A 21,710-nucleotide genomic window follows, 5' to 3' on the forward strand; every position below is an offset into this window, starting at 1 on the left:
TAATATGGAAAAAGGGGGGCTTTTCATGGATAAATATGAAATGCTGGCAGAAAAAATAAATATGCTTGAATTTCATCAAAAGCTGTTATTAGAGGTAGTGGATCATCCATCCAAGAAGTTCACTCGACTGATCATTGAATCCGGCCTTTCCGAATCAGAAGTGAATCATTTTTATTCCATATGTGATAAACTGAGCAAAAAATTGGAAGAACAAAAAGCGGAAGGGTACGTATACTTTCATCCGCTTTTTGATGAGCTTTCGATCTCAATGCCAGACAAACTGGATATCGGACAAACCATCAAAGCATGTCTATCACAGAATCTATACAAATCACTTTTTCAGGAATTTGAAAAATTTATTGAGCCTAGTTAGGCAAGTTCTTGTTCTTTTTCTTCTGATTTTTTTAGCTTCCCGTCTTCTTCCACAAACTTACTTTCAAGATTATGGAAGGAACGTTCAAAAATCTCCATGAAGTCCTGTCCATAAATATTCCGGATAATCGCCATCATTTCAATGATGTCCGGAAATTTCCCGTATAATTCCCTTAAAGGCAGTGCTCCGGTAAATGCTGAGTAGGCATTTGGATCATAGGTTTCCATTAACTGCAGGAGAATGTTTTCACCCTCTGGTGTCAATTGAATATACGTATTCCGTTTGTCATTTTCCTTTTTAGAAAATTTCAGCAAGCCTCGTTCTTCTAATTTTTTTGAAAAATTAAAAGCTGTTGAGACATGCATGACACCAAACTTGGCTACATCGGAAATAGATGCACCGTTCAAATGGTAGGCAATCCAAAGAATGTGGTGTTCATTGATATTTAAATCATAAGGTTTTATCCATTGCTGCCAGTCTTTTTCAATTGATTTCCATAACGCCTTGCTTAATTGCGCAATTCTTTGACTAAAAATCATTGCTTCCTTCGCCGAATATTGTTTCTCCGTCATCTCCATTTTCACCTACTTTATTATTACTCTATTTTCATTATGCCAATAAAATAAAAATTAATAAAGAAAAAATTCACAAAATTTTTAGAAATTACGATAATTTTATATTGAAATTAAAATTGTTTAAAAGATTTCTATTTTATTATAATTGATTAATAAGAAAAATGGAAACTTTTTGAATATTTTTGTTAAAAATTTAATTTACTTATATAGTGTTACTAAATTTTTCATAGGTATGGACAGAAAAACATATAAATAGTTACAACATCAATTGAAAATTGGAATCCTGCAGGGGGATCTTACTATGAAAAGTGCAGCTATCATGTTTTTTGTTCTAAGTGCCATTTTTTTCATGGGTACAGGTAAGTTCGTCATTGATTTAACGAGACCAGGTGTATATCCGCCTAAACAAATAATAAAGAAAAGGGCAGCTGTCTGCGCTAGCGGCGGGGGAATCTTTTTAGTATTAGCCTTATTGTTTACCTATTTTTTCTAAAGTGAATTTAAGAAAAGAACCCTTAAGGGTTCTTTTCTTAACGTACCTGTCATTACTTTTCAATGACGGAAACAGTTGATGATTTAGTTCTTTTAGCAATCGATTGCGCGATTGGGTACAAGATAACCATTGTGACAGTATTGATGGCAGCAGCAGGTAAGACAGCTACGCCAAACAGCGCTGCAAATGGACCAGGCAGACCTACCAAGAAATAGGCAGATGTTAAAAAGACTGTTCCGGACACGATCGTTCCAATCGCTGTTAAAGCACCAACACTTACAATAGAATTGCGGTATTTTTTTAATGCTAAAAATAAACCGAAGAAGACTAATGCAGTGACGGGCTTATCAATGATATTTGGAAATTGCCCACCAGGGAACTGAGTAGTGATAGCGGATAATACTCCTGTTACAATCGCCAAAAGCATAACGCTTTTGATTTCCGGAATAAGAATAATTCCTAAGAACATCATCGCCAACATCATATCAGGTTTAATCGTTAGGAATGCCGGCATTACCGCGTGCAGCACAAATCCAATCGCCGCTAAAAGTGCTAAAATGACAAGGTTTTTTGTTTTCATTTCTCATCTCTCCTCTGCTCTTCTAAAGCTTTTTTCTTCCTGCAGTGCACTCATTGCCTGCAGCGAAGAAGTTATACACATTATAGCATATTACGATAATAATAATAAAGAAATAATTTTCAGATAACTTCCGGTACGGGCCTATAATTTCTTGGCAATATTGGCCGCCATTTCCTGGAGCATTTGTGGTGTATAGTCACTTTGATTATTTTTCCAGACTACACCAAGGCCATCTCCTTTGCCATAACGAGGAATTAAATGCATGTGGTAATGAAAAACAGTTTGTCCAGCTAACTCGCCATTATTGTTAATGGAATTTAAACCGGCCGGTTCAAATTCCTGTTTTAAAGCGTTGGCAATGGCAGGGACCACTTCGAAAAGGTTTCTGGCGATTTCGGGCGTCAGTTCAAAGACATTTTCTTTATGTATTTTTGGGATGACCAGTGTATGCCCTTTCGTCACTTGACTGATGTCCATAAAGGCTAGGACATGTTCATTTTCAAATACTTTTGCGGAAGGAATTTCACCATTAACAATTTTACAAAAAATACAATCGTTCATTTTTGGGACCAGCCTTTCATTATATTTTGTATATTTTACCATAGAATTCTTTCGCAAAAAAGAAAAGAGCAGGATTCGCTTAGAATCCCGCCCTCTCGAAGGGGAAATTGCTTCAAATTTGACGTTCAATAGGAGTGTTCTTTGATAAACACCTCATTTTACATTAGAGTGTTGTTATAAAGAAACATCATTGTTCAAGCTGACCATCCCCTATTTGTTTTTATCGGTTTTCTTACCTTTAAAAACGGACGATGTCTGCGACAAACACCTCATTTTCAGTTTTTTATCCAAAAACCTGGTGTTATTTGAACTCAAAATGGTTACCATGCACATTGTACAATACAACCATCCCCTTGTTTTGAAACGTTTTTAGAAGCTTCTGGGTTTGAAACGGATATTGTCTTTTGTAGACACCTCATTTCAAATGGTTGATGAATCACTTCATCAATTGAACTCCCCTTCGAATATTATGATGTCCGATTGAAAAGGAAATATACAAATAAAATTGAATTTCTATTTTTATTGAAAACGATTTGATAAAATAAAGGATAATCTAATGGGAAGGACTTAAAAAAATGTCTTTATTAACGATTGAAAATCTAGTTGGCGGTTACACAAGGAATCCGGTCTTAAAAGACGTTTCTTTTGAGGTGAACGAAAAAGAAATGGTTGGCCTAATTGGCTTGAATGGCGCAGGAAAGAGCACAACCATTAAGCATATCATCGGATTAATGGAACCACATCAAGGTGCCATAAAAATAAATGGACAAACCATCACAGATCATAAAGAGGCATATCGTAAAATGTTTACGTTTGTTCCGGAAACACCAATTTTATATGAAGAATTAACATTGGAGGAGCATTTACGCTTAACGGCGATGGCTTATGGACTTTCTGAAACGGACTATAAAGCCCGCGTTTCTCCATTGCTCACTGAATTTCGGATGGAGAAGCGCCTAAAGTGGTTTCCAGCTCATTTTTCTAAAGGGATGAAGCAAAAAGTAATGATTATGTGTGCGTTTCTTGTGCAGCCATCCCTCTACATCGTAGACGAGCCGTTTGTCGGCCTCGACCCGCTCGGTATCCAATCATTGCTCGATTTAATGAAGAAAATGAAAGAAAATGGGGCGGGAATCTTAATGTCGACCCATATTCTAGCTACTGCGGAAAAATATTGCGACCGGTTTGTTATTTTGCATGAAGGGAAAATTCGGGCAAAAGGGACACTTTCAGAGCTTAGGGAGCTATTTTCGATGCCGGCCGCGTCATTAGATGACATCTATATTCAGTTAACAAAGGAAGAAAATTATGTTTAATGCGGTGAAACTTTGGAAGGAACGGGCAGGCCGGCGTGTTAAGGATTTGAGCACGTATCTTCGCTATATTTTCAATGGCCATCTTGTCATTGTTTTATTGTTTCTGATTGGCAGCGGTGCTTATTATTATCAGGAGTGGATTAAAACTTTATCTACTGATTTTCCTGCGGAAATCATTCTCGCCCTGTTTATCAGTTTTTTCTTAACGTACAGCCCAGTTTATAATTTTTTATTGGAAGCGGATAAGGTATTTTTACTTCCGTTAGAAGATAAATTAAAAGGGTATTTTCTTCGTTCCGGATTCGTGAGCTTTGTCTTTCAAGGCTACATACTGTTAATCATTTTTGCTGTTCTAATGCCAATGTATGCCCATATAAGCAGCACTGGCTTCCGCTTGTTTTTGCCGTTTCTCATTGTTCTTTTTATCATCAAGGGATGGAATCTATTAGTCGGCTGGCGGATTTCTTATTTTGTTCAGACATCAGTACATAGATGGGATCTGACCGTGAGATATTTCATTAATCTCTCACTAACCTATCTGCTGTTTAAACAGGCAAATTTTGTGGTCCTTTTGGTAATTGCTTTGATTATGGTCTTGTATTATTTCTTTTTCCATAACAAAACAAAAGTCCTAGGGTTAAAATGGGATTTATTAATTGACCAGGAAGAAAAAAGAATGGCTTCCTTTTATCGGCTTGCGAATATGTTTACTGATGTGCCGAAACTAAAGGATACGGTAAAAAGAAGAAAATGGCTGGATTTCCTCTTGGGGGGGGGGCCCTTTTCGCAAGAAAAAACGTATCTCTATTTGTATGCAAGGACTTTTTTGCGGTCATCGGATTATCTCGGACTGTTTTTCCGCTTAACGGTTATTGGCATACTAGGGATTTATTTCATTTCGTTTGGATTGGGACAAATTCTCATCAGTATTTTGTTTTTATATTTAACTGGATTTCAACTGCTTCCGCTTATCCATCACCACCAAAACAAGCTGTGGGTCGACCTTTATCCGGTTGCTGAAAAACACAAGCGTGACGCTTTTCATTTATTGCTGATGGTCATTTTAACAATTGAAAACATTGCTTTTGCCTTGTTTATTTTTCTAAAGGGAGAAATGTACCTGGCATTATTGGAGCTTGCCGGAGGCTTATTGTTTAACTTCTTATTTGTTTATTTTTACAGTAAAAATAGAATGAAGGATAAAATGAACCCTCTTTGAGTTTAGGCAAAGAGGGTTTTTTTGAAACCAAATAGCTGATTCTTACGCATTTACGCATAAAATTAGTATGGTGAGGTGAGGTTTTATGAACGATTATGAATTAAAGGTATATGATGAAGTTCAAGATTGGAAACGAAAATTGACGAGACGGTCAGGAATGATGAACAGGATCTCCAAGAAGGCGCAAGGGAAAATCAATGAAATCATCCCCGAAAAAGTTCATGAAGTCATGACGGATAGCATTAAAACAATGGTAAAGGCTACTTTATTTGGTTCGCAGATGACCATCAACAGAAACGCCGCAGAAGGGTTAACTCTTGAAGAAAGAGATGAATTAGTCCGCAAGAAAATTTCCACCTACCAAAAAACAGCGATGGTGGAGGGGGCCGGCACTGGTGCGGGTGGGATTTTGCTGGGGCTGGCAGACTTCCCGTTGCTATTAACCATCAAGATGAAGTTTCTATTTGATGCAGCATCCGTTTACGGCTTCAATACAAAGGAATATGCGGAAAGGTTATTTATTCTTCATGTCTTTCAGCTTGCTTTTTCAAGCGATGAAATCCGCAGAAATACGTTAGCTGAGATTGAAAACTGGGAGGAGCGAAAGCAGGTTCTTGTGGAGATGGATTGGCGGAAGTTCCAGCAGGAATACCGGGATTATATTGATTTTGTCAAAATGCTTCAGCTTGTTCCGGGGATCGGCGCCTTTGTTGGGGCATACGCCAATAACAACTTAATGAAAACATTAGGCCAAACGGCGATGAACGCTTATCGGTTAAGAATTTTGCAAAAAGCCCCTGAGCTTTAAATAAGCTTCAGGGGTTCAGATTGTCGAAAAAGGGTATTTTCTCGGCATTTTTTTTATTTTATCCAAACCTAATTACCAAACTTTTGTTGTTTATCCCTGCTAACTGGCCTGTTGATTTCCGCTCCGGGCACTCGCTTTCCGCGGGGAGCTCCTGGAGCCTCCTCGGCGCTAAAAGCGCCTGCGGGGTCTCCAGTGACCTCTGTATCCCGCAGGAGTCGAGTGCCCTCCGCTCCAATCAACAGGGAGGGAAATTAACCTAATTGTTGCAACACACATTTCCTTGATAAGTGTTTTGCAATCTTTTTCATATTCTGGCAGGTTGCAGTAATGTCCTTTCAGAAAGAATACCAAAAAAATACCCAATAAACATCATTTTAAAAGAGTGAGGAGAACGGATGGGCGCCATTGCCGTCACTATAAAAAGGACGGAACTTTTTCAAGAAACGAGAAATCAATATATTTGTCAATCAAGAAAAACAAATCCATATTCACTTTGGCTATACTCTTTTGGATTAAATATTATATTCACCACTTATTTTATTGGAGTTGAAGAACTTAATTGAATACACCTGTTGATTGGCGCGGAAGGCACGAAGACTCCTGCGGGAGTACGGAACAGGGGAGACCCCGCAGGCGCCTACGGCGCCGAGGAGGCTCCCCGTACCGCCCGCGGAAAGCGAAGTGCCTGGAGCGCCAAGCAACAGACTTGTTGAAAAGCCTTATATTAATAATGTAATAACAAATTAACGCGGTGAATCAATAAAGAAAATGAGTAAAATATAAGGCTGTCGTTAGTTATTCGAAAGCCTGAACCCCTGAGCATTAAATAAAGTTCAGGGGTTTTTTCTTTTGCTAATAAGAAGGTATAAATTCAACTACGTCTCTGTCTCCGTCCTAACGGACTCGCCAATTGACGAGTTTTCATTTATTCGTTATGCACCTTTATGGCTGCTGTTCCCAATGTCTTGGCAGCAATCAGCATGGCTTTTTCATCGATATCAAATCGTGGATGGTGATGCGGGTAAGCAGCATCATCTGGTTCCGGCTTTGCTCCGGTGTAGAAGAAGGTTCCCGGCACCTTTTGCAAATAATAGGCAAAATCTTCTCCGCCCATGTCCGGTTCGGTCTCTTCCACGATTTTTACTTCTGCTGCAAGGTGAGCACAGGCAGCCAGGAATTCCGTTTCCTTGGCATGATTCACCACTGGCGGATAGCCGCGAAAATACTTATAGTCGTAAGTGCTGCCTGACATATAACAGGTGCCGTGGACAATTCGTTCGATTTCTTCTTCAATAAAGCTTCTAAGCTCCTCATTGAAGGTCCGCACAGTGCCGATAAGCTTTGCTTTATCGGCAATGACATTGAAGGCATTTTGGGCAGTAAATGATCCAATGGAGACAACAGCAGAATCAATCGGATTAACCCTGCGGCTGACAATTTGCTGAAGATTTAAGACAAGCTGGGAGGCTGTCACGATTGCATCTTTTGTAGTATGAGGCTGTGCGCCATGCCCGCCTTTGCCTTGAATTTCAATTTCAAACCGGTCAGCAGCTGCCATAATAGGGCCAGTTCGATATTGAATTGTACCAGTTGGCACGCTTGCCCATAAGTGGGTGCCAAAGATAACATCCACACCTTCCAAGCAGCCATCCTCAATCATCGAAATGGCACCACCTGGGGCATATTCCTCGGCATGCTGGTGAATAAACACATAGGTTCCTTCGAGATTGTCCTTAAGTTCATTCAATGCTTTGGCAAGGAGCAGGAGAGTGGCGGTGTGCCCATCATGTCCGCAAGCATGCATAACTCCTGGCACTGTTGATTTATATGGGACATCCTTTTCATCCTGAATTGGCAGGGCATCAAAATCAGCTCGCAATGCCACGGTTTTACCCGGCTTTTTACCATAAACCTTTGCCACTACACCGTTTCCGCCGACATTGCTGTTCACTTCAATTTCAAGTTTTTCATAAAAGGAAACAATAAATTTGGCCGTTTCGTATTCTTGAAAGGATAGTTCTGGATGCTGGTGAAGATGTCGGCGAATGGAGACCATTTCCGCATAGGAATTTTCTAATTTGGCAAACAATTCATCTAACATATGTAAATCCCCCTCTCAGTTTTTACTAGGCTAATAAGAAAGTATGAACTTTCTGTAGAAAGCTTTATACTTTCTTAACGCATAAGTGCAACTACGCCTTCTGTCTTCGCCCTTAGGGCTCGACAATCAGCGAGTTTTCTTTAGAAATAAATAATCTATTTTTCATACTATTTTAACATTTATATAAGATATGGAACAAATAGAAGAGGCTGAAGATTTTCAGCCCCATTTAGAGATTTAGATTAGAAACATTGCTGCTATCGTGGTCACCACAAGGCCAATCACGACCGGAACGAGATTTCGCCGTGCCAGTTCGAAGGGGTCAACATTACAAATTGCTGCAGCTGGGATGAGGGCCCAAGGGACAAGGGTACTTCCACCGACAAAAGACATTTTATTATTTAGCAGAAATAATGAGTATTTCTCGAGGTTTTCCAGTTCCTCTTTTATACTCATCTTTAGTATCTATAACTAATTGGGTAAATAGTGTGTTAATCATTTGTTTTCTCTCAAAGTCATTTGCATATTCCCATAAAGTCCAAATATTTTCTGAAATATAAAGAATTTCTTCATTGTTAGTTTTTTGAGCTTGAAAATATTGTTGAAGTTCAGAGTTTATCTTCTTCTCTTTTTCCCGTAGTGACTCGGATTTTTCAATCAATTCATCAATATCTATAATGTCATTTTCATACATGTTTTTTTGCTTTGTTAAAAGTTTCTGTATTAATTTTAGTTCACCTTCAAGTTCATTAATTTTCTCTTGAGATATATCACTTATTTCTGTTTTTCCCTTTACAGAATCAATCAAAGCATCAAATGAGACAAATATAGTTTTTACTAAATTATCTTCAAGAATTATATGGCTCGAACAATTTTTTCCAGCTTTTTTTCCGGAACATCGATAAGTCTTTTTACCAGCACTCATGTGCCCTGACATGGAGTGACCACAACGTCCGCATATTAGTATTGATGAAAAGTAATAGTTACTTGTTTCGCGTTTACCACCAACTCCTCTACGTTTATCCAAAATATCTTGCAATTCCCAGAATTCATCACGATTAATAATTCTTGGGTGAAGTCCTTCGAATAATGTTTGTTCTCTCGGAGGTTTTTTGGAGTCTTTTCGATTTTTATTATGGGTGAGGTATCCTGAGTATACAGGATTATTTGCGATTCCTCTTACTGTATCTACGTGCCAATCTCCGCCTTTTTTAGTCTGATAATTAGTGTTATTAGTGAGTGTTTTTGCAATCGTGTAAAAGCCTGTAGTTTTAGCCATTTCAAATATCTTTTTAACCACTGTAGCTTCTTTAGAATTAATAATAAGTTCATCATTGATAAAAAAATAACCATAGGGTGGTTCGCCGCCTGGCCATTTTCCCATTTTTGTTTTTTTCTCCATACCAAAACTTACGCGTTCAGCTGTATTTTCTCTTTCCCACTGGGCGATAGCAGCTACGAGTGTAATAAATAATCTTCCCATTGCGTTTGTAGTATCATAAACTTCCGTAGCACTTCTGAACTTACAATTATACTCATCTAATACTTGTAGAACTTTGTATAAGTCAAGTACTGAACGAGTTAAACGATCTAGTTTATAAACAAGTAAAACATCTGCATTCCCTTTTTTTATTTCGTTCATCATCAATTGAAATTTAGGCCTTTCTAAGTCTTTAGCAGAATACCCGTCATCAATAAAAGGTTCACCAACAATTTCCCAACCTTGTGAAAGGCAAAAAGCTCGTAACTTTTCTTCCTGCGCAGCAATAGAATATCCGTGTTTTGCCTGTTCATCAGTTGATACTCTTATATAAATAACACATTTCATTTTTGGTCACCTCAATAAAACTTATTTATATTCTTGGAAGTTATGTATGTAGGTATGTGAAGGAATTCTGTAGTATGTAATATTTGGAGTAAAGTAAGTACTTGACTGTCGTGCCCAGTGAGGTAAACTCACTGTTTTTCCGACCAAATGAAATCATATAGATCTTCCATTAGCACATTCAGTTGATAGGCGATATTCTTCGCTGTTCTATAGGACATGGTGGTTTCATTATTAGCATAGGCGTTAATTTGTTGTTTCTTCATTCCTAGTTTTTCTGCTAATTCAACTTGTGACATTTTCTTTTCTTTAAGGATTTCATTTAGTCGGCATCTGCCGACATCAAACACTCTTTCACCGCCTAGTTACTGATCATAGGGCTTACACTATATAAAAATTTTCCAATTATTTTTATGTCTTCACAATTTTCTTTTGTATATTTCTGATCAATAAATGTTTCATCATAAGAAAATGGTTCTAATACAATTAAATCCGTAAACTTATATACTTTTTTTAGTGTTGCATAATTCCCATTTACAATTACCGCAGCTATTTCTCCATTTTCAACCTCTGATTGCTTTCTTAATATCGCATAATATCCATTAGGAACTATCCTATTCATACTTTCACCTTGAACAACTAATCCAAAAATTTCAGTTGGATTAGTAAAATCATATGGTGGAACAATTTCATCCACAATATCTTCAACTGCTTCTATTGGTTGTCCAGCTGCTATTTTTCCTATGATAGGAATTTTCTTATTTTGTAAAGATAAATATTCAGTTACTAAATCTACTCCCTGTCTTTTTGTTACATATTGTAATTTTCCAGCAATAATTTCAGCAGTTGTATTCTTATAAGTTGTATCAATATCTGCTTTTGTAACGCCAAACACCAAGGCCATTTTTTCAAGTACTCCCGGACCAGGCTTAGCTCTATAATTCATATAATCACTCATGGTGCTCTTTGCAATTCCAATTCTATTCGCTAGTTCAGATTGTGTCATATTATTTTCCTCTAGAAGTCTTTTGATATTACTAGCGATGACCTGCTTTTGTTTATCCATCAAAATCACCACCTTATAAATTTTTTTTGGTAAATTACTCTTTACAAATACACAATACCACATTACGAAAAATTCGTAAAGTATGAATATTGTATGAAAATATCGTATTTTTATATTGAAATTACATAAAATTGGTACTATCATTGGAAATATAAGGAGGAGATGACATTGATAAATAAGCAGTGGACAATCAGTGAACTGCGTGAAAGAACTGGTTATAGTCAAGCGCAATTTGCTAAGGAAATAATGCATGTGTCACCAAAAACTCTCTGGTTATATGAACAGGACTCTAGCAATCTTCCAGATGATTTAATCAAAAAATACATGTACTTGTTCAATGTAACTTATGAGGAAATTTTTTTTGGTCCAAAGTACGAAAAAATCGTACTTATACGTAAAGAGATCGAAAAGCGTATCGAAATGTTAAAAAATATCGAACTTGTAGAGCAGTCCTCATAAAATCCCTGCATAAGCATATAAAGAGGTGATCAGCTTGAAGCTTAACATTACAGAAGAAAAACTTCGTAAGTTAAAACCTGTCTTCGAGAGTATTTTATCTAGAAAGTACGGGAAGGAAATAAAATTTGTCACTCTTACTATGGGGAAAATAACAATAAAAACTTAATTTTTTACTGGTTTTATTTTTGGGAAAATTCGTAAAAGCGAATGCATGAACTTATTAGAGAAGCTGGTTACTAAGGCTGAATAAGCCTTCTCTTTTTAGCTATTTGGCGAAATTTGAGGAACGAATTTAGGAATAAAAAATTAATAGATTCATAGGGGAGGAAAAATCGAAATGGAAAAAGTTTTGTTATCCAATCAAGAAGCTGAGGCGTTAAAAAGTGCTCTTGAAATTAATGGAGGAGATAAAGCACATGTTATCTCATGGCACTCCCAAGATTTGTGGTCAGATAAACTTGCGGTTTTAAACGATTTGGATTTGAACACAGTTTGCACTGCATTGTATGTCGGGTATGAAGTAGAGCCGGGGCCAGAAGAAAAAGTAATGGATTATTACCAAAGTCTTGATACGAGCCGTGAATTTTCAGCGGATTGGCATAAATCGATAGCAGTCTCACATACTCTCAAACTTTTAAACATCCATATCAAAGGAAACAATTGCTAGTCTTAAAAATTTGAAGGAGGTGATTTATACGGGTATCGGAGTTACAGCCGTAATAGTTTTTGGAATAATGGCAGTTGGTGTCGTAGCCGGTTGGATGTTAGATCTGTGGGAATTGGAGGTTAAATAATGTCATTGGGTAAAGTAACAGTTTGGTACATGACGGAAGAAGAGCGCCTAGCTTATATCAAAAAGCATCCTATTGTTCCAACGGAAAAACCATCGGGGGCAACATTTGAGAATACATCGCAAGCGCAATATGAAAAAGCCAAAGAAAACGGCCGGAAGAACCGGAAATACAAGAAAATCATGGATAGTGTGGATGTTAAATTACTGCATGAATTGTTTATCCAAGGAAATCCCTTAAATTACATCGCAAAAGCCTTACAAATTACTGAGGCAACGTTAAGCAATTACATCAAAGAGCAGCGCGAAATTGATCCGGAAAAATGGCCTTATAGACACCCTTGGAGGAGGTGAGTAGTTTGAAAGAAATCGAGAATCCTATGGTTATAGATTCACTTTGGCGCCACCGCGAAAAAGAACCGCAAGTATTCGGTGAGTGTGCCGGCTGCAAGGAAGATATTATTGCCGGTGATGATTACTACGAATTTGTAAGTGTTGAAATTGCAGAAGGACAAGCCCACAGAGAAACAATTCTTGTTCATCAAAGTCCTGAATGTTGCCAGCAGTATGTTGGGGAAATGTCTTTTTGCAGAACGGCAGGGGAAAAATAAAAGACCCATCGGCCAGGATGAGTCTTTAAAGAAGGTTTTTCTAAAACATATCTACTTACATCATAGAGGATGTTACAGGATGAATCAATAGGGAGGGAACGAAATGAATATTGAGGATAAATTAGCTTATATTCGCAAAGCACTTGAATTAGGTGCACTGGTAGAGATGAAGTTTTTCTTTATTAAAAACCAGGAAAAAGCAGCTGAAATTATGGATAATTTGCAACCAGTTGTTCAGACCGAATATGGAAGCAACCATGGTACACATTGGTGTTCAGCTGATGATCGTGACAACAAATTAGAAACTACAATTTATTTTCAAAATAAGGGGAGGTAACTTAAATGAACTCATTACAACAGATTGAACTCATGGAAGTTGAAGAAATCCAAGCACAGGAAACTAAGTTTGAAATTACAGACCTTAATAGCCTTAACTGGGCATTCCGTAAATTGTCTGCTTTAAAGTCAAAGGAAAAGGAAATCAAGCAGGTGGCTGACGTTGAAAGGGAGCGCATTGCCCAATGGGAACGCGGGGAGCTGTCCACAATTTCTAGCAGTGTTGAATTCTTTGAAAATATGATTTCTGTTTACCATGCCAACCAATTGGCTCAGGATCCAAAAGCAAAAACTATCAGCACACCTTACGGTAAATCAAAATCTAGGAAAACTAAGGAAGCACCTGATAAAGCGAATGAAGAAGCCATCCTGCAGCATGTTATCGAAAACGGAATGGATGATTACATCAAGAACAGTCTAAAATGGGCTGATTTCAAAAAGGCTGTCAAGATTGTGGAAATATCCGGCGAAAAGGTTGTAGTCGATGAAAATGGAGCTATTGTTCCTGGTATGACCGTAAAGCCTGAGTCAATCTCTTATGCTGTGGAAGTTTGATCTAATGCAACTCGATTTATTTAGAGAAATAATAGTGGACAACTTCGCGGGTGGCGGCGGTGCCAGTACCGGAATTGAAATGGCAACCGGCTTATCGGTGGACATAGCCATCAATCATGATCCTGCCGCAATCGCCATGCACAAAGCCAATCATCCCGACACTGAGCATTACTGCGAGTCGGTTTGGGATGTAGACCCTGTTCAGGCTGTCAAAGGTCGAAAAGTTGGGCTGGCATGGTTCAGCCCGGATTGCAAGCATTTCAGCAAGGCAAAGGGCCGCAAGCCGGTAAATAAAAATATCAGGGGGCTGGCTTGGATTGCGGTCAAATGGGCCATAGCTGTTAAGCCGAGAGTCATCATGCTTGAGAATGTGGAAGAATTTAAGACCTGGGGGCCGCTAACGGAGGAAGGCTATCCGGATGAGGCTAAAAAGGGAAGGACATTCAATAGCTTTGTTAAGTCGCTTGAGGCATTAGGATACAAAGTGGAATTCAAGGAGCTGCGAGCCTGTGATTATGGAGCGCCAACCATTAGGAAAAGGTTCTTTATGATTGCTAGATGTGATGGTAATCCAATCGTATGGCCGGAACCTACTCACGGTGATCCGCATAGTTTGGCTGTGCAAACAGGAAGATTGAAGCCATGGCGGACGGCAAGTGAAATTATTGATTGGTCCATAGGCACTCCTTCTATTTTCGAGAGGAAAAAGCCTCTTGCGGAAAATACAATGCGAAGGATTGCCCGGGGGATTCAGAAGTTTATCATCGAGGACCCGAATCCATATGTTTTGCCAGATAAAGAAGCGGCGGCATTTCTCACTCAATACTATACCGAAACTAATCCAGATGAAGTGAGAGGGCAGTCATTAAGGGAACCGATATATACCATTCCTACGGCAAACAGATTTGGTTTAGTGACAGCATTTATTGCACAGCATTATAAAACATCTACAGGGAATAGAGTTGACCAGCCTTTAGGAGCAATAACAACTGTAAATAAAGCCAGCTTAGTATCTGCCTTTCTGCTCAAATATTATGGCAGTGATGTGGGCCAGAGGTTGTCAGAACCGTTACACACTATTACAACGAGAGACCGTTTTGGGTTGGTTACATTGCAAGGGCAAGATTACAGAATCATGGACATAGGAATGAGGATGCTGCAACCACACGAGCTGTATCCAGCCCAGGGCTTTCCTGAGAACTATATTATCGACAGGGATAACACAGGCAAGCCGTATCCTAAAACAGAGCAAGTAGCAAGGGTTGGCAATTCAGTGCCTCCGCCATTTGCCGAGTCATTAGTAAGGGCTAACCTACCAGAATACTGTAGCAAAGAAAGCCGGTATAAGTCGGCGGTGGCTAATTAATAAAGAATCGCTAAGGCAAATGTTCTTATAGCACACCAAAAATACGAAATGGAGGTATAAAAGTGGATTGGTACGAAAATGATTTTTACGATGAACCAAGTGAATTCGATATCCAAGTGGATGAATTTAAGCAAAGGTTAATGAAATCCGTTAAAGAAGAATTCGTTTCCGAAATGGAACGTTTGATAAAAGAAAATAAAGAACTTCAAGATGTAAAAGCTAATTTTGAAGAAATCAAACGGGACTTTGAAAATGAAAAAAGAAAGCTAGAAAGTGAATATCAAACACTTAAAAGTAATGTTCGTAGAGAACGATTAGTGGACCTTTTGAAAGACCATAAAATCATTCTGTATAAAGCATACTCAAAGACAGAATATCCTCCAAAGTGCGATAAGTGCGATAAACACAGAAGGATTCAGTATATTTCTCCTTTGGGAAGAAAAACAAGTGAAGATTGTTTATGTAAAGAAGTCAAAACAGTTTATTACCCTCGTGAATTTATACGGTATGAGTTTAGGTTAAATAGGGATAAAAATGGTGTGACTGCATGGTACAGGCAATACAGTGACGATGAAGATGGTTATATTCACGAAAGTTCCATTCATGCGGACAGCATATATAGTCCCAACATGAAATTTGAGGATATAAAACAATATAGCACTTTCTTTAAAACTGAAGAAGAGTGCCTAGCTTACTGCGATTATTTGAATAGTTAGGAGGAATGAAAGTGGAAATCACAAACGGTGCCCAAATCACCAAAAGTAAAAAAGCCAAAATCATCATCTACTCAAAACCGGGTGATGGAAAAACTACAGTAGCAGGTAAGCTTCCAGGCAAAACATTGGTATTAGATATCGATGGTACCAGCCAAGTGTTAGAAGGGTACGCAAATGTCGATGTTGCAAAAATCAATGGAGATGACCCACACCGCAGCATTTTAGAGTTCTATGCCCATGCTAAGGCGAATATCGCAAACTATGACAATGTTTTTGTGGACAACCTTACACACTATCAAAAATTATGGTTGATGCATAAAGGGGAAAACACAAAAAGCGGTATGCCTGAATTAAAAGATTATGCTCTTTACGACACTCATTTGCTAAAAGTTGTTGAAGCTTTTAATGGATTAAATGCCAATGTCATTTACACCGCATGGGAAACTACACGAACTATCATCCATGACGATGGCCAGCAGTATAACCAATTCATTCCGGATATTCGGGATAAAATCGTCAATCACGTTATGGGGATCGTACATGTCGTTGCTAGATTGGTCCGAAAAGCAGATGGAACAAGAGGATTTATCCTTGAAGGCAATCAAAGTATTTTTGCGAAAAATCATTTAGATGATCGTAAAGGCTGTGTTCAAGAAGAATTAATAGTATCATCCACAAATTAGAAAATAGGGGGAATAAACAATGTCATTTTTTAAATTCGATGAAGAAAACGCAAGTGCAGGCTTCGAACTAGTTGCTGAAGATAAATATGAGGCAGTTATTGTTAACGCCGAAGCGGGGAAAACTCAAGCTGGGAAACCTAAATTATCAGTAGATTTTGAGATTCGTAGTGATGTACCTCAGCAGCATCAAGGCGCAAAGGTTCTTTACAACACATTCACCTTCGAACATGAGGTTTCAGTAAGAATCGTCAACTCATTATTAAAAGCTTGTGGCTTCCCAAATGGTCATCCATTTAGTTCGGCCGAAGATATGGCAAAGCAGCTTATCAACAAAAATTTGAAAATTACTGTTAAGCATGAGGAATATGAAAAAGTGGTTGATGGTGAGAAACAAAAACGCACTGCTGCTAAAGCGAAATATTACGATGTGTCCGATGTAAATCCGATTATGTCAGCTGGTGCAATTCAAATCGGCGATGATGATTTACCGTTCTAATAACTAAATAGAGAGGTTGGTCTTGCCGGCTTCTCTTTTTTATACCCTAAAAACGTAATCGGAGGGCGAAATGAAAGAAAATCCATACTATTTTAACGATATCCCTGCCGAATTAAAAGCCCTGCCGCAATGGATTTTGTGGAAATCAGAGAAGCGCAATGGCAAGCCAACAAAGGTACCATATCAAGCAAATGGTGAAATGGCGCAGGCTAATAATCGTCGAACATGGAGCACTTTTGCAACGGCTGTTAAGTTTTATCTCCAGGGCGATTATGACGGTATAGGTTTTGTTTTTAGCCGGCAAGACAATTACATCGGAATTGATATTGATAAGTGTGTAACTGATGGAAAAACTAATGCTTTTTCAACGGAAGTCATAGACACTCTCGATAGTTATACAGAGTTTTCTCCTTCCGGAAAAGGCATTCACATCATCGTAAAAGGGAATCTTCCACAAGGTGTTATAGGGACCGGCCGTAAAAACACAAAACACGGACTTGAAATATACGCGCATGGTCGTTATTTTACCTTCACTGGTAATAGGGAAAATTCCAATGAAATTTATGATCGGACCGATGAGCTAGCAGATGTGTTTGAGCAATATTTCGATGACAGCGATATTCAAGGCCGCATCAATTTAGCAGAATTTGAAAAAGACGAAATCAAAATTTCGAATGATGCACTCTGGGAAAGAATATTTCGCTCTAAAAATGGTGACGAAATTCGTTCATTGTTTAACGGCAATTTAATCAATGGTGATCATTCGGCAAGTGATTTGGCTCTTTGTAATCACCTCGCGTTCTGGACAGGAAAATCAGCAACTCGAATAGATACCATGTTTCGAGAATCAGGCCTTATGCGTGATAAATGGGACGTTATCCATTACAGAGATACAAATGAAACTTATGGCGAAAGAACAATAGCGACTGCTATTTCTTCTACTGCTACAACGATTTTAGATAACAAAGAACAATTCGCAGAATTCTCTTTTGACTTCCTCAATGAGGAAGCTGCAGAAGTTGTGGAGGAAAAGCCAAAAAAGAAATTCCGTTTAACCGAACTTGGTAATGCAGAACGGATCGCATATGAATATGGCCATGTAATCAAATATGTTTCTGACATGGGTTGGTTAATATGGGACTGTAAACGGTGGAAGCTGGACACTAAAAAAGAGATTGAACGGATTACGGCAAAGGTGCTGCGTAGTCTCTATAAGTCAGAAGATGAAGCTGAGACAAAATGGGCCCGAATGTGTGAACGAAGAAATATCCGAATGAACAGCATTAAGGACCTTATGCCATTGGTTCCAGGAGAACGGGAAGACTTTGACCGGCACAAATATTTGTTCAATGTCGAAAATGGCATAGTTGATTTGAAAACAGGAAAGCTACAGCCCCATGATCGGGAACTCGGCCTAACAAAAATCACAAATGTTGCTTTCGATGAAAATGCCAAATGCCCCGAATGGTTAAGTTTTTTAGAGCAAATATTTCAAGGGGATAACGAGCTCATCGAATACATGCAACGATTAATCGGCTATTCTCTCACTGGAGAAATCACAGAGCAAATAATGGTTTTTCTAATCGGTGGTGGATCCAATGGTAAATCAACTTTCATTAATACCATTAAGGACCTTATGGGTGAATACGGCAAACAGGCAAAATCAGATACTTTCATTAAGAAAAAGGAAACAGGTGCGAACAATGATATTGCTAGGTTAGTAGGCGCCCGCTTTGTATCTGCAATCGAAAGTGAAGATGGGGAACAACTATCAGAAGCATTCGTAAAGCAAATAACGGGTGGAGAGCCAGTGTTGGCCCGATTCCTTAGACAAGAGTATTTCGAGTTCATTCCAGAGTTCAAAGTTTTCTTTACTACAAATCATAAGCCAGTAATCAAAGGTGTTGATGAGGGTATTTGGAGACGCGTTCGATTAGTTCCATTTAATCTGCAGCTTCCAAAAGAGAAACGTGATAAGAAGCTTCCAGAAAAGTTGTCTCTTGAAATGCCTGGCATTCTGAACTGGGCCATCGAAGGTTGCTTGAAGTGGCAGCAGACAGGATTAAACGATCCGAAAACAGTTATGAAAGCAACCAATGATTACAAAGAAGATATGGATATCTTAGGACCATTCTTGTATGAACGATGTTATATCGGAGATGACCAAAAAATTTCCGCAAAAGAACTATATGAAGTTTATTCAGATTGGTGTTTCTCAAATGGTGAATTTTCTTTAAAAAATCGAGCATTTTATCGGGCGCTTGAAACGAAGGGTTTTAAAAAAGAGCGTGGCACTGGAAATAAATTTTTCATTCTTGGAGTTACTTTACAAGAGCGAAAAGTTAGTCATTATCAGCAAAAGTTATCAGGTTTAGACGAAAATCAGCATAATTCTTCAAAAAGTAACTTTTTCAAAATCACCTAAAAACCCTTTAGTATCAACGGTTTGTAGTTATTTTTTTTAGTTATTTAGTTACTTAGTTACCTAAAAAATATATAAACAAAAAAATATATATAAATATAAGTCTATTAGTAGCGTTAAACACCTTTTTAGGTAACTCTTAGTAACCCTATCGTGCAAAGCCTTGGGGCAGTAAGGTTAAAAGGCGTTTTTAAAAAGTAACTATTCGATAAAAATAGTTGTTTTTTAGTAACTAAGAGGTGAATCTCATGCAAGTATTAATGATTTTAAGCCAAATTTGGAAATCCGGTGCAAATATCTATCTTGATAGAAAAGATGATCGGATTGCAATTGATAGACAGAAATTAATTCCTCCAGAAGTTATGCAAGCTGCTGAACAGAATTTCCAAGCTATTGATGCTTGGTTTAAATCTTGGAAAGATGCGAGTCCAGAGAAAATTACACTTATGAAAATGGTTCATCAATTCTGTGGCTGGCAAGAAAATGAAAAGTTGCTTGATTGGTTATTGGATGAAAAAGATTCTCTAATGATGTTTGATGATTGGATGATCGCTCTTAATAAGAATGGCTGGAAAGATATATATGACGATTTTCGGCAATTTGAAAATGAGGAATCTAATAAATTGGCAAAAGAATTATACATCCGTGCTGTTACATATGCCAGGAAAGGTGCATGAGTATGAGGGAAATTAAGTTTCGTGCGTGGGAAAAATATCTAAAAGAAATAATTCCTGTAGATGATATAAATTTTGAAAAAAGAATGATTAATACAGATTCTGCTTGGCGGCTTTTCGATGAAATTGAATTGATGCAATACACCGGATTATCTGATAAGAACAGCCGCGAGATTTATGAAGGGGATATTGTTGTTCTTAATACTTCTCATAAAGTTTTAGATGTTCAATTTAACCCTGAAATATACGTTGTCCAGTGGAGAAGTAGCGGAGCGTGCTTTGATATGCTTCACAAGGATTACTTAAATCATGAAAGAAAAGTCGGATTAATGTTTGACAATGGAATGGTGGACTCTGTTGAAGTCATTGGTAACATTTACGAAAATCCTGAGCTATTGGAGGAATAGATTAATGATTTCCTACCATTACTCAGACACGGAATTAAATAAAATACTCAAAACATTAACCATCGTTATTGACACTAGGGAACAGGTCAATGGTCATATTCTAAATTATTTTCGCCAAAAAGATGTGCAAGTAAAAATTCAAAAATTAGATACCGGTGATTATGGCTGCATGATACCGAAAAATGAGGAGCTGGGGATAACGCGCGATATCTATTTGAATAGTCGAGTGGAACGGAAAGCTCACATGGATGAAATCACAGGGAATCTCCAAAAAGATACGGCAACAGCTTTTGAAAATGAATTGATCCGTTCCAAAGACATTCCCTTCACTTTAATTGTGGAGGACCTACATGGGTACGAAAAGATGCTGAAAGGTGAATATCGTTCCAAATATAATCCACTGGCATTGCTCGGAAGACTCAATACATTTAAAGCCAAATATAATTTTGAAATTGTGTACTTAGACCAAAAATACACCGGCAACTGGATATACCACCATTTTTATTATCAAGCCAAACATTATCTTAGAACGGGGGCTTTTTAATAATGGCCAATAAACGAAAGTGCAAAAGAAGGTTGAAAAAAGCCATTAAACGCCGGGAAAAGGACTATCTTAACTGGTGCTGGCGAAATATCTTTGTGAAAGCTGGGATTTTAAAACCATGAAAGATTATTTGAATAAATTTGAGACAAATCAATTTATGGTCATGAATTCTATTTTGCAGTCGATTTTAGGTATAAAAAACTCTGGAGTCGATGGTCCCAAACTAAAAACTATGAGGGAAGAATGGGCAAAAGGAGGAAACCTGACCAAAGAGGAACACAGAAGTTTGAAAACGATTGAGACATATATGGAAAAATTCATCATGTCCGTTTATAACAGGTTGAGTCCGAAAGAGCAGGAAAAAATTCAAAAGAAATTGTTCAAATATGCTTTCCAATTAGTTGACGATTACACTTTCCAGAAAATGAGCCGGGATGCGCAGGATAAAATTCAAAATGCAGTAATGCCTCGCCAGCAGTTTTACAATTGGTGCAAGGAAATTATGGCCGCAAAATGTAATGGCTGTACAAAAGATTGGAACACGTGTGATCTTTACGAAGTGTTTGAAGATAACTTTGTTCCTGAGTCCGGCTTTGATTGCAAGAATTGCAAGTTTGCTTACAGCCTGGAAAATGCATAGTCGAACTAAATTGTTCATTAAGGAAGGGTGAAATAATGTGCCAGACATTGTTGTTAAGAATTGGCTTGGAAAGTTACTGTGTAGGCATAAAAAC

Annotated in this window: 27 protein-coding genes; 20 read left to right on the forward strand and 7 right to left on the reverse strand. The window is 38.0% G+C overall.

All coding sequences use genetic code 11. From position 1 onward, the window contains the following. The first annotated feature begins 25 nt into the window (after positions 1-25). The gene (locus QNN06_RS08670; protein ID WP_217033004.1) at positions 26-373 is read left to right on the forward strand and encodes a DUF1878 family protein; all 348 of its coding nucleotides are present in this window, start codon (positions 26-28) and stop codon (positions 371-373) included. Here QNN06_RS08670 and QNN06_RS08675 read toward each other — a convergent pair. Beyond that, a complete protein-coding gene (locus QNN06_RS08675; protein ID WP_213116686.1) occupies positions 370-945 on the reverse strand; it encodes an HTH-type transcriptional regulator Hpr in 576 nt (191 codons plus the stop codon). The genes QNN06_RS08670 and QNN06_RS08675 overlap by 4 nt on opposite strands. Before the next feature lie 304 nt (positions 946-1,249). Here QNN06_RS08675 and yhzF point away from each other — a divergent pair, with 304 nt between their 5' ends. Next, positions 1,250-1,441, forward strand: coding sequence for a membrane protein YhzF (gene yhzF / locus QNN06_RS08680; RefSeq protein ID WP_213116685.1), 192 nt, complete (start codon positions 1,250-1,252; stop codon positions 1,439-1,441). Between the two features lie 52 nt (positions 1,442-1,493). On the opposite strand, the gene QNN06_RS08685 is transcribed toward yhzF, so the two are convergent. Continuing rightward, on the reverse strand, positions 1,494-2,021 hold the full coding sequence (locus QNN06_RS08685) for a tryptophan transporter (protein ID WP_213116684.1): 528 nt from the start codon (positions 2,019-2,021) through the stop codon (positions 1,494-1,496). A 141-nt stretch (positions 2,022-2,162) separates the two neighbouring features. After that, entirely contained in the window at positions 2,163-2,582 is a 420-nt protein-coding gene (locus tag QNN06_RS08690; RefSeq protein ID WP_213116683.1) for an HIT family protein, read from the reverse strand. Between the two features lie 575 nt (positions 2,583-3,157). Between QNN06_RS08690 and QNN06_RS08695 the strand changes: the two genes are divergently transcribed. The 3 genes from QNN06_RS08695 (at position 3,158) to QNN06_RS08705 (ending at position 5,925) form a co-directional block, all read left to right on the forward strand. Further along, the gene (locus QNN06_RS08695; RefSeq protein WP_213116682.1) at positions 3,158-3,898 is read left to right on the forward strand and encodes an ABC transporter ATP-binding protein; all 741 of its coding nucleotides are present in this window, start codon (positions 3,158-3,160) and stop codon (positions 3,896-3,898) included. Continuing rightward, positions 3,891-5,117 carry an ABC transporter permease gene (locus QNN06_RS08700; protein WP_213116681.1) on the forward strand — a complete coding sequence of 409 codons (1,227 nt, stop codon included), beginning with the start codon at positions 3,891-3,893 and terminating at the stop codon, positions 5,115-5,117. Before QNN06_RS08695 ends, QNN06_RS08700 begins: the two co-directional genes overlap by 8 nt. A gap of 85 nt (positions 5,118-5,202) precedes the next feature. Beyond that, positions 5,203-5,925: an EcsC family protein gene (locus QNN06_RS08705; protein ID WP_213116680.1), complete on the forward strand. Its 723-nt coding sequence runs from the start codon at positions 5,203-5,205 to the stop codon at positions 5,923-5,925. A gap of 925 nt (positions 5,926-6,850) precedes the next feature. On the opposite strand, the gene QNN06_RS08710 is transcribed toward QNN06_RS08705, so the two are convergent. From QNN06_RS08710 to QNN06_RS08725, 4 genes are all read right to left on the reverse strand, one after another. Continuing rightward, positions 6,851-8,026, reverse strand: coding sequence for a M20 family metallopeptidase (locus tag QNN06_RS08710; protein ID WP_213116679.1), 1,176 nt, complete (start codon positions 8,024-8,026; stop codon positions 6,851-6,853). Positions 8,027-8,423: 397 nt separating this feature from the next. Continuing rightward, positions 8,424-9,854: a recombinase family protein gene (locus QNN06_RS08715; protein WP_284037423.1), complete on the reverse strand. Its 1,431-nt coding sequence runs from the start codon at positions 9,852-9,854 to the stop codon at positions 8,424-8,426. A 128-nt stretch (positions 9,855-9,982) separates the two neighbouring features. Continuing rightward, positions 9,983-10,201, reverse strand: a complete 219-nt coding sequence (locus tag QNN06_RS08720; RefSeq protein WP_284037424.1) for a helix-turn-helix domain-containing protein — start codon at positions 10,199-10,201, stop codon at positions 9,983-9,985. A gap of 11 nt (positions 10,202-10,212) precedes the next feature. Beyond that, positions 10,213-10,920, reverse strand: coding sequence for a LexA family protein (locus QNN06_RS08725; protein ID WP_284037425.1), 708 nt, complete (start codon positions 10,918-10,920; stop codon positions 10,213-10,215). A 165-nt stretch (positions 10,921-11,085) separates the two neighbouring features. Here QNN06_RS08725 and QNN06_RS08730 point away from each other — a divergent pair, with 165 nt between their 5' ends. From QNN06_RS08730 to QNN06_RS08800, 15 genes are all read left to right on the forward strand, one after another. Beyond that, positions 11,086-11,376, forward strand: a complete 291-nt coding sequence (locus QNN06_RS08730; RefSeq protein WP_284037426.1) for a helix-turn-helix transcriptional regulator — start codon at positions 11,086-11,088, stop codon at positions 11,374-11,376. A 337-nt stretch (positions 11,377-11,713) separates the two neighbouring features. Beyond that, on the forward strand, positions 11,714-12,043 hold the full coding sequence (locus QNN06_RS08735) for a hypothetical protein (RefSeq protein WP_284037427.1): 330 nt from the start codon (positions 11,714-11,716) through the stop codon (positions 12,041-12,043). A gap of 126 nt (positions 12,044-12,169) precedes the next feature. Further along, entirely contained in the window at positions 12,170-12,520 is a 351-nt protein-coding gene (locus tag QNN06_RS08740; RefSeq protein ID WP_284037428.1) for a hypothetical protein, read from the forward strand. Positions 12,521-12,525: 5 nt separating this feature from the next. Then, entirely contained in the window at positions 12,526-12,777 is a 252-nt protein-coding gene (locus QNN06_RS08745) for a hypothetical protein (protein WP_284037429.1), read from the forward strand. Between the two features lie 103 nt (positions 12,778-12,880). Further along, positions 12,881-13,114, forward strand: coding sequence for a hypothetical protein (locus tag QNN06_RS08750; protein ID WP_284037430.1), 234 nt, complete (start codon positions 12,881-12,883; stop codon positions 13,112-13,114). Between the two features lie 5 nt (positions 13,115-13,119). Then, positions 13,120-13,668: a host-nuclease inhibitor Gam family protein gene (locus QNN06_RS08755; RefSeq protein ID WP_284037431.1), complete on the forward strand. Its 549-nt coding sequence runs from the start codon at positions 13,120-13,122 to the stop codon at positions 13,666-13,668. 4 nt (positions 13,669-13,672) lie between these two features. Further along, positions 13,673-15,034 carry a DNA cytosine methyltransferase gene (locus QNN06_RS08760; protein ID WP_284037432.1) on the forward strand — a complete coding sequence of 454 codons (1,362 nt, stop codon included), beginning with the start codon at positions 13,673-13,675 and terminating at the stop codon, positions 15,032-15,034. A gap of 62 nt (positions 15,035-15,096) precedes the next feature. Further along, positions 15,097-15,750, forward strand: coding sequence for a hypothetical protein (locus tag QNN06_RS08765; RefSeq protein ID WP_284037433.1), 654 nt, complete (start codon positions 15,097-15,099; stop codon positions 15,748-15,750). Positions 15,751-15,761: 11 nt separating this feature from the next. Next, the gene (locus QNN06_RS08770; RefSeq protein ID WP_284037434.1) at positions 15,762-16,433 is read left to right on the forward strand and encodes an AAA family ATPase; all 672 of its coding nucleotides are present in this window, start codon (positions 15,762-15,764) and stop codon (positions 16,431-16,433) included. 19 nt (positions 16,434-16,452) lie between these two features. Then, a complete protein-coding gene (locus QNN06_RS08775) occupies positions 16,453-16,929 on the forward strand; it encodes a DUF669 domain-containing protein (protein ID WP_284037435.1) in 477 nt (158 codons plus the stop codon). A 70-nt stretch (positions 16,930-16,999) separates the two neighbouring features. After that, positions 17,000-19,354 (forward strand): phage/plasmid primase, P4 family, encoded by a 2,355-nt coding sequence (locus QNN06_RS08780; RefSeq protein ID WP_284037436.1) that lies wholly within the window; start codon positions 17,000-17,002, stop codon positions 19,352-19,354. A 245-nt stretch (positions 19,355-19,599) separates the two neighbouring features. After that, positions 19,600-20,028, forward strand: coding sequence for a hypothetical protein (locus QNN06_RS08785; RefSeq protein WP_284037437.1), 429 nt, complete (start codon positions 19,600-19,602; stop codon positions 20,026-20,028). A 2-nt stretch (positions 20,029-20,030) separates the two neighbouring features. Further along, positions 20,031-20,432, forward strand: coding sequence for a YopX family protein (locus tag QNN06_RS08790; RefSeq protein ID WP_284037438.1), 402 nt, complete (start codon positions 20,031-20,033; stop codon positions 20,430-20,432). Positions 20,433-20,436: 4 nt separating this feature from the next. Beyond that, complete coding sequence (locus tag QNN06_RS08795) at positions 20,437-20,976, forward strand: ERCC4 domain-containing protein (protein WP_284037439.1); 540 nt, start codon at positions 20,437-20,439, stop codon at positions 20,974-20,976. Positions 20,977-21,094: 118 nt separating this feature from the next. Beyond that, a complete protein-coding gene (locus tag QNN06_RS08800; RefSeq protein ID WP_284037440.1) occupies positions 21,095-21,616 on the forward strand; it encodes a DUF5651 domain-containing protein in 522 nt (173 codons plus the stop codon). The last annotated feature ends 94 nt before the right edge of the window (positions 21,617-21,710 follow it).

The organism is Neobacillus sp. 114 (genome assembly GCF_030127045.1).
Taxonomy (GTDB): domain Bacteria; phylum Bacillota; class Bacilli; order Bacillales; family Cytobacillaceae; genus Neobacillus; species Neobacillus rhizophilus.

Bases quoted from the DNA above. Each gene is read 5' to 3' on its own strand.
- QNN06_RS08670 (WP_217033004.1), top strand. From the start codon at position 26: ATGGATAAATATGAAATGCTGGCAGAAAAAATAAATATGCTTGAATTT.
- QNN06_RS08675 (WP_213116686.1), bottom strand. From the start codon at position 945: ATGACGGAGAAACAATATTCGGCGAAGGAAGCAATGATTTTTAGTCAA.
- yhzF (WP_213116685.1), top strand. From the start codon at position 1,250: ATGAAAAGTGCAGCTATCATGTTTTTTGTTCTAAGTGCCATTTTTTTC.
- QNN06_RS08685 (WP_213116684.1), bottom strand. From the start codon at position 2,021: ATGAAAACAAAAAACCTTGTCATTTTAGCACTTTTAGCGGCGATTGGA.
- QNN06_RS08690 (WP_213116683.1), bottom strand. From the start codon at position 2,582: ATGAACGATTGTATTTTTTGTAAAATTGTTAATGGTGAAATTCCTTCC.
- QNN06_RS08695 (WP_213116682.1), top strand. From the start codon at position 3,158: ATGTCTTTATTAACGATTGAAAATCTAGTTGGCGGTTACACAAGGAAT.
- QNN06_RS08700 (WP_213116681.1), top strand. From the start codon at position 3,891: ATGTTTAATGCGGTGAAACTTTGGAAGGAACGGGCAGGCCGGCGTGTT.
- QNN06_RS08705 (WP_213116680.1), top strand. From the start codon at position 5,203: ATGAACGATTATGAATTAAAGGTATATGATGAAGTTCAAGATTGGAAA.
- QNN06_RS08710 (WP_213116679.1), bottom strand. From the start codon at position 8,026: ATGTTAGATGAATTGTTTGCCAAATTAGAAAATTCCTATGCGGAAATG.
- QNN06_RS08715 (WP_284037423.1), bottom strand. From the start codon at position 9,854: ATGAAATGTGTTATTTATATAAGAGTATCAACTGATGAACAGGCAAAA.
- QNN06_RS08735 (WP_284037427.1), top strand. From the start codon at position 11,714: ATGGAAAAAGTTTTGTTATCCAATCAAGAAGCTGAGGCGTTAAAAAGT.
- QNN06_RS08740 (WP_284037428.1), top strand. From the start codon at position 12,170: ATGTCATTGGGTAAAGTAACAGTTTGGTACATGACGGAAGAAGAGCGC.
- QNN06_RS08750 (WP_284037430.1), top strand. From the start codon at position 12,881: ATGAATATTGAGGATAAATTAGCTTATATTCGCAAAGCACTTGAATTA.
- QNN06_RS08755 (WP_284037431.1), top strand. From the start codon at position 13,120: ATGAACTCATTACAACAGATTGAACTCATGGAAGTTGAAGAAATCCAA.
- QNN06_RS08760 (WP_284037432.1), top strand. From the start codon at position 13,673: ATGCAACTCGATTTATTTAGAGAAATAATAGTGGACAACTTCGCGGGT.
- QNN06_RS08775 (WP_284037435.1), top strand. From the start codon at position 16,453: ATGTCATTTTTTAAATTCGATGAAGAAAACGCAAGTGCAGGCTTCGAA.
- QNN06_RS08780 (WP_284037436.1), top strand. From the start codon at position 17,000: ATGAAAGAAAATCCATACTATTTTAACGATATCCCTGCCGAATTAAAA.
- QNN06_RS08785 (WP_284037437.1), top strand. From the start codon at position 19,600: ATGCAAGTATTAATGATTTTAAGCCAAATTTGGAAATCCGGTGCAAAT.
- QNN06_RS08790 (WP_284037438.1), top strand. From the start codon at position 20,031: ATGAGGGAAATTAAGTTTCGTGCGTGGGAAAAATATCTAAAAGAAATA.
- QNN06_RS08795 (WP_284037439.1), top strand. From the start codon at position 20,437: ATGATTTCCTACCATTACTCAGACACGGAATTAAATAAAATACTCAAA.
- QNN06_RS08800 (WP_284037440.1), top strand. From the start codon at position 21,095: ATGAAAGATTATTTGAATAAATTTGAGACAAATCAATTTATGGTCATG.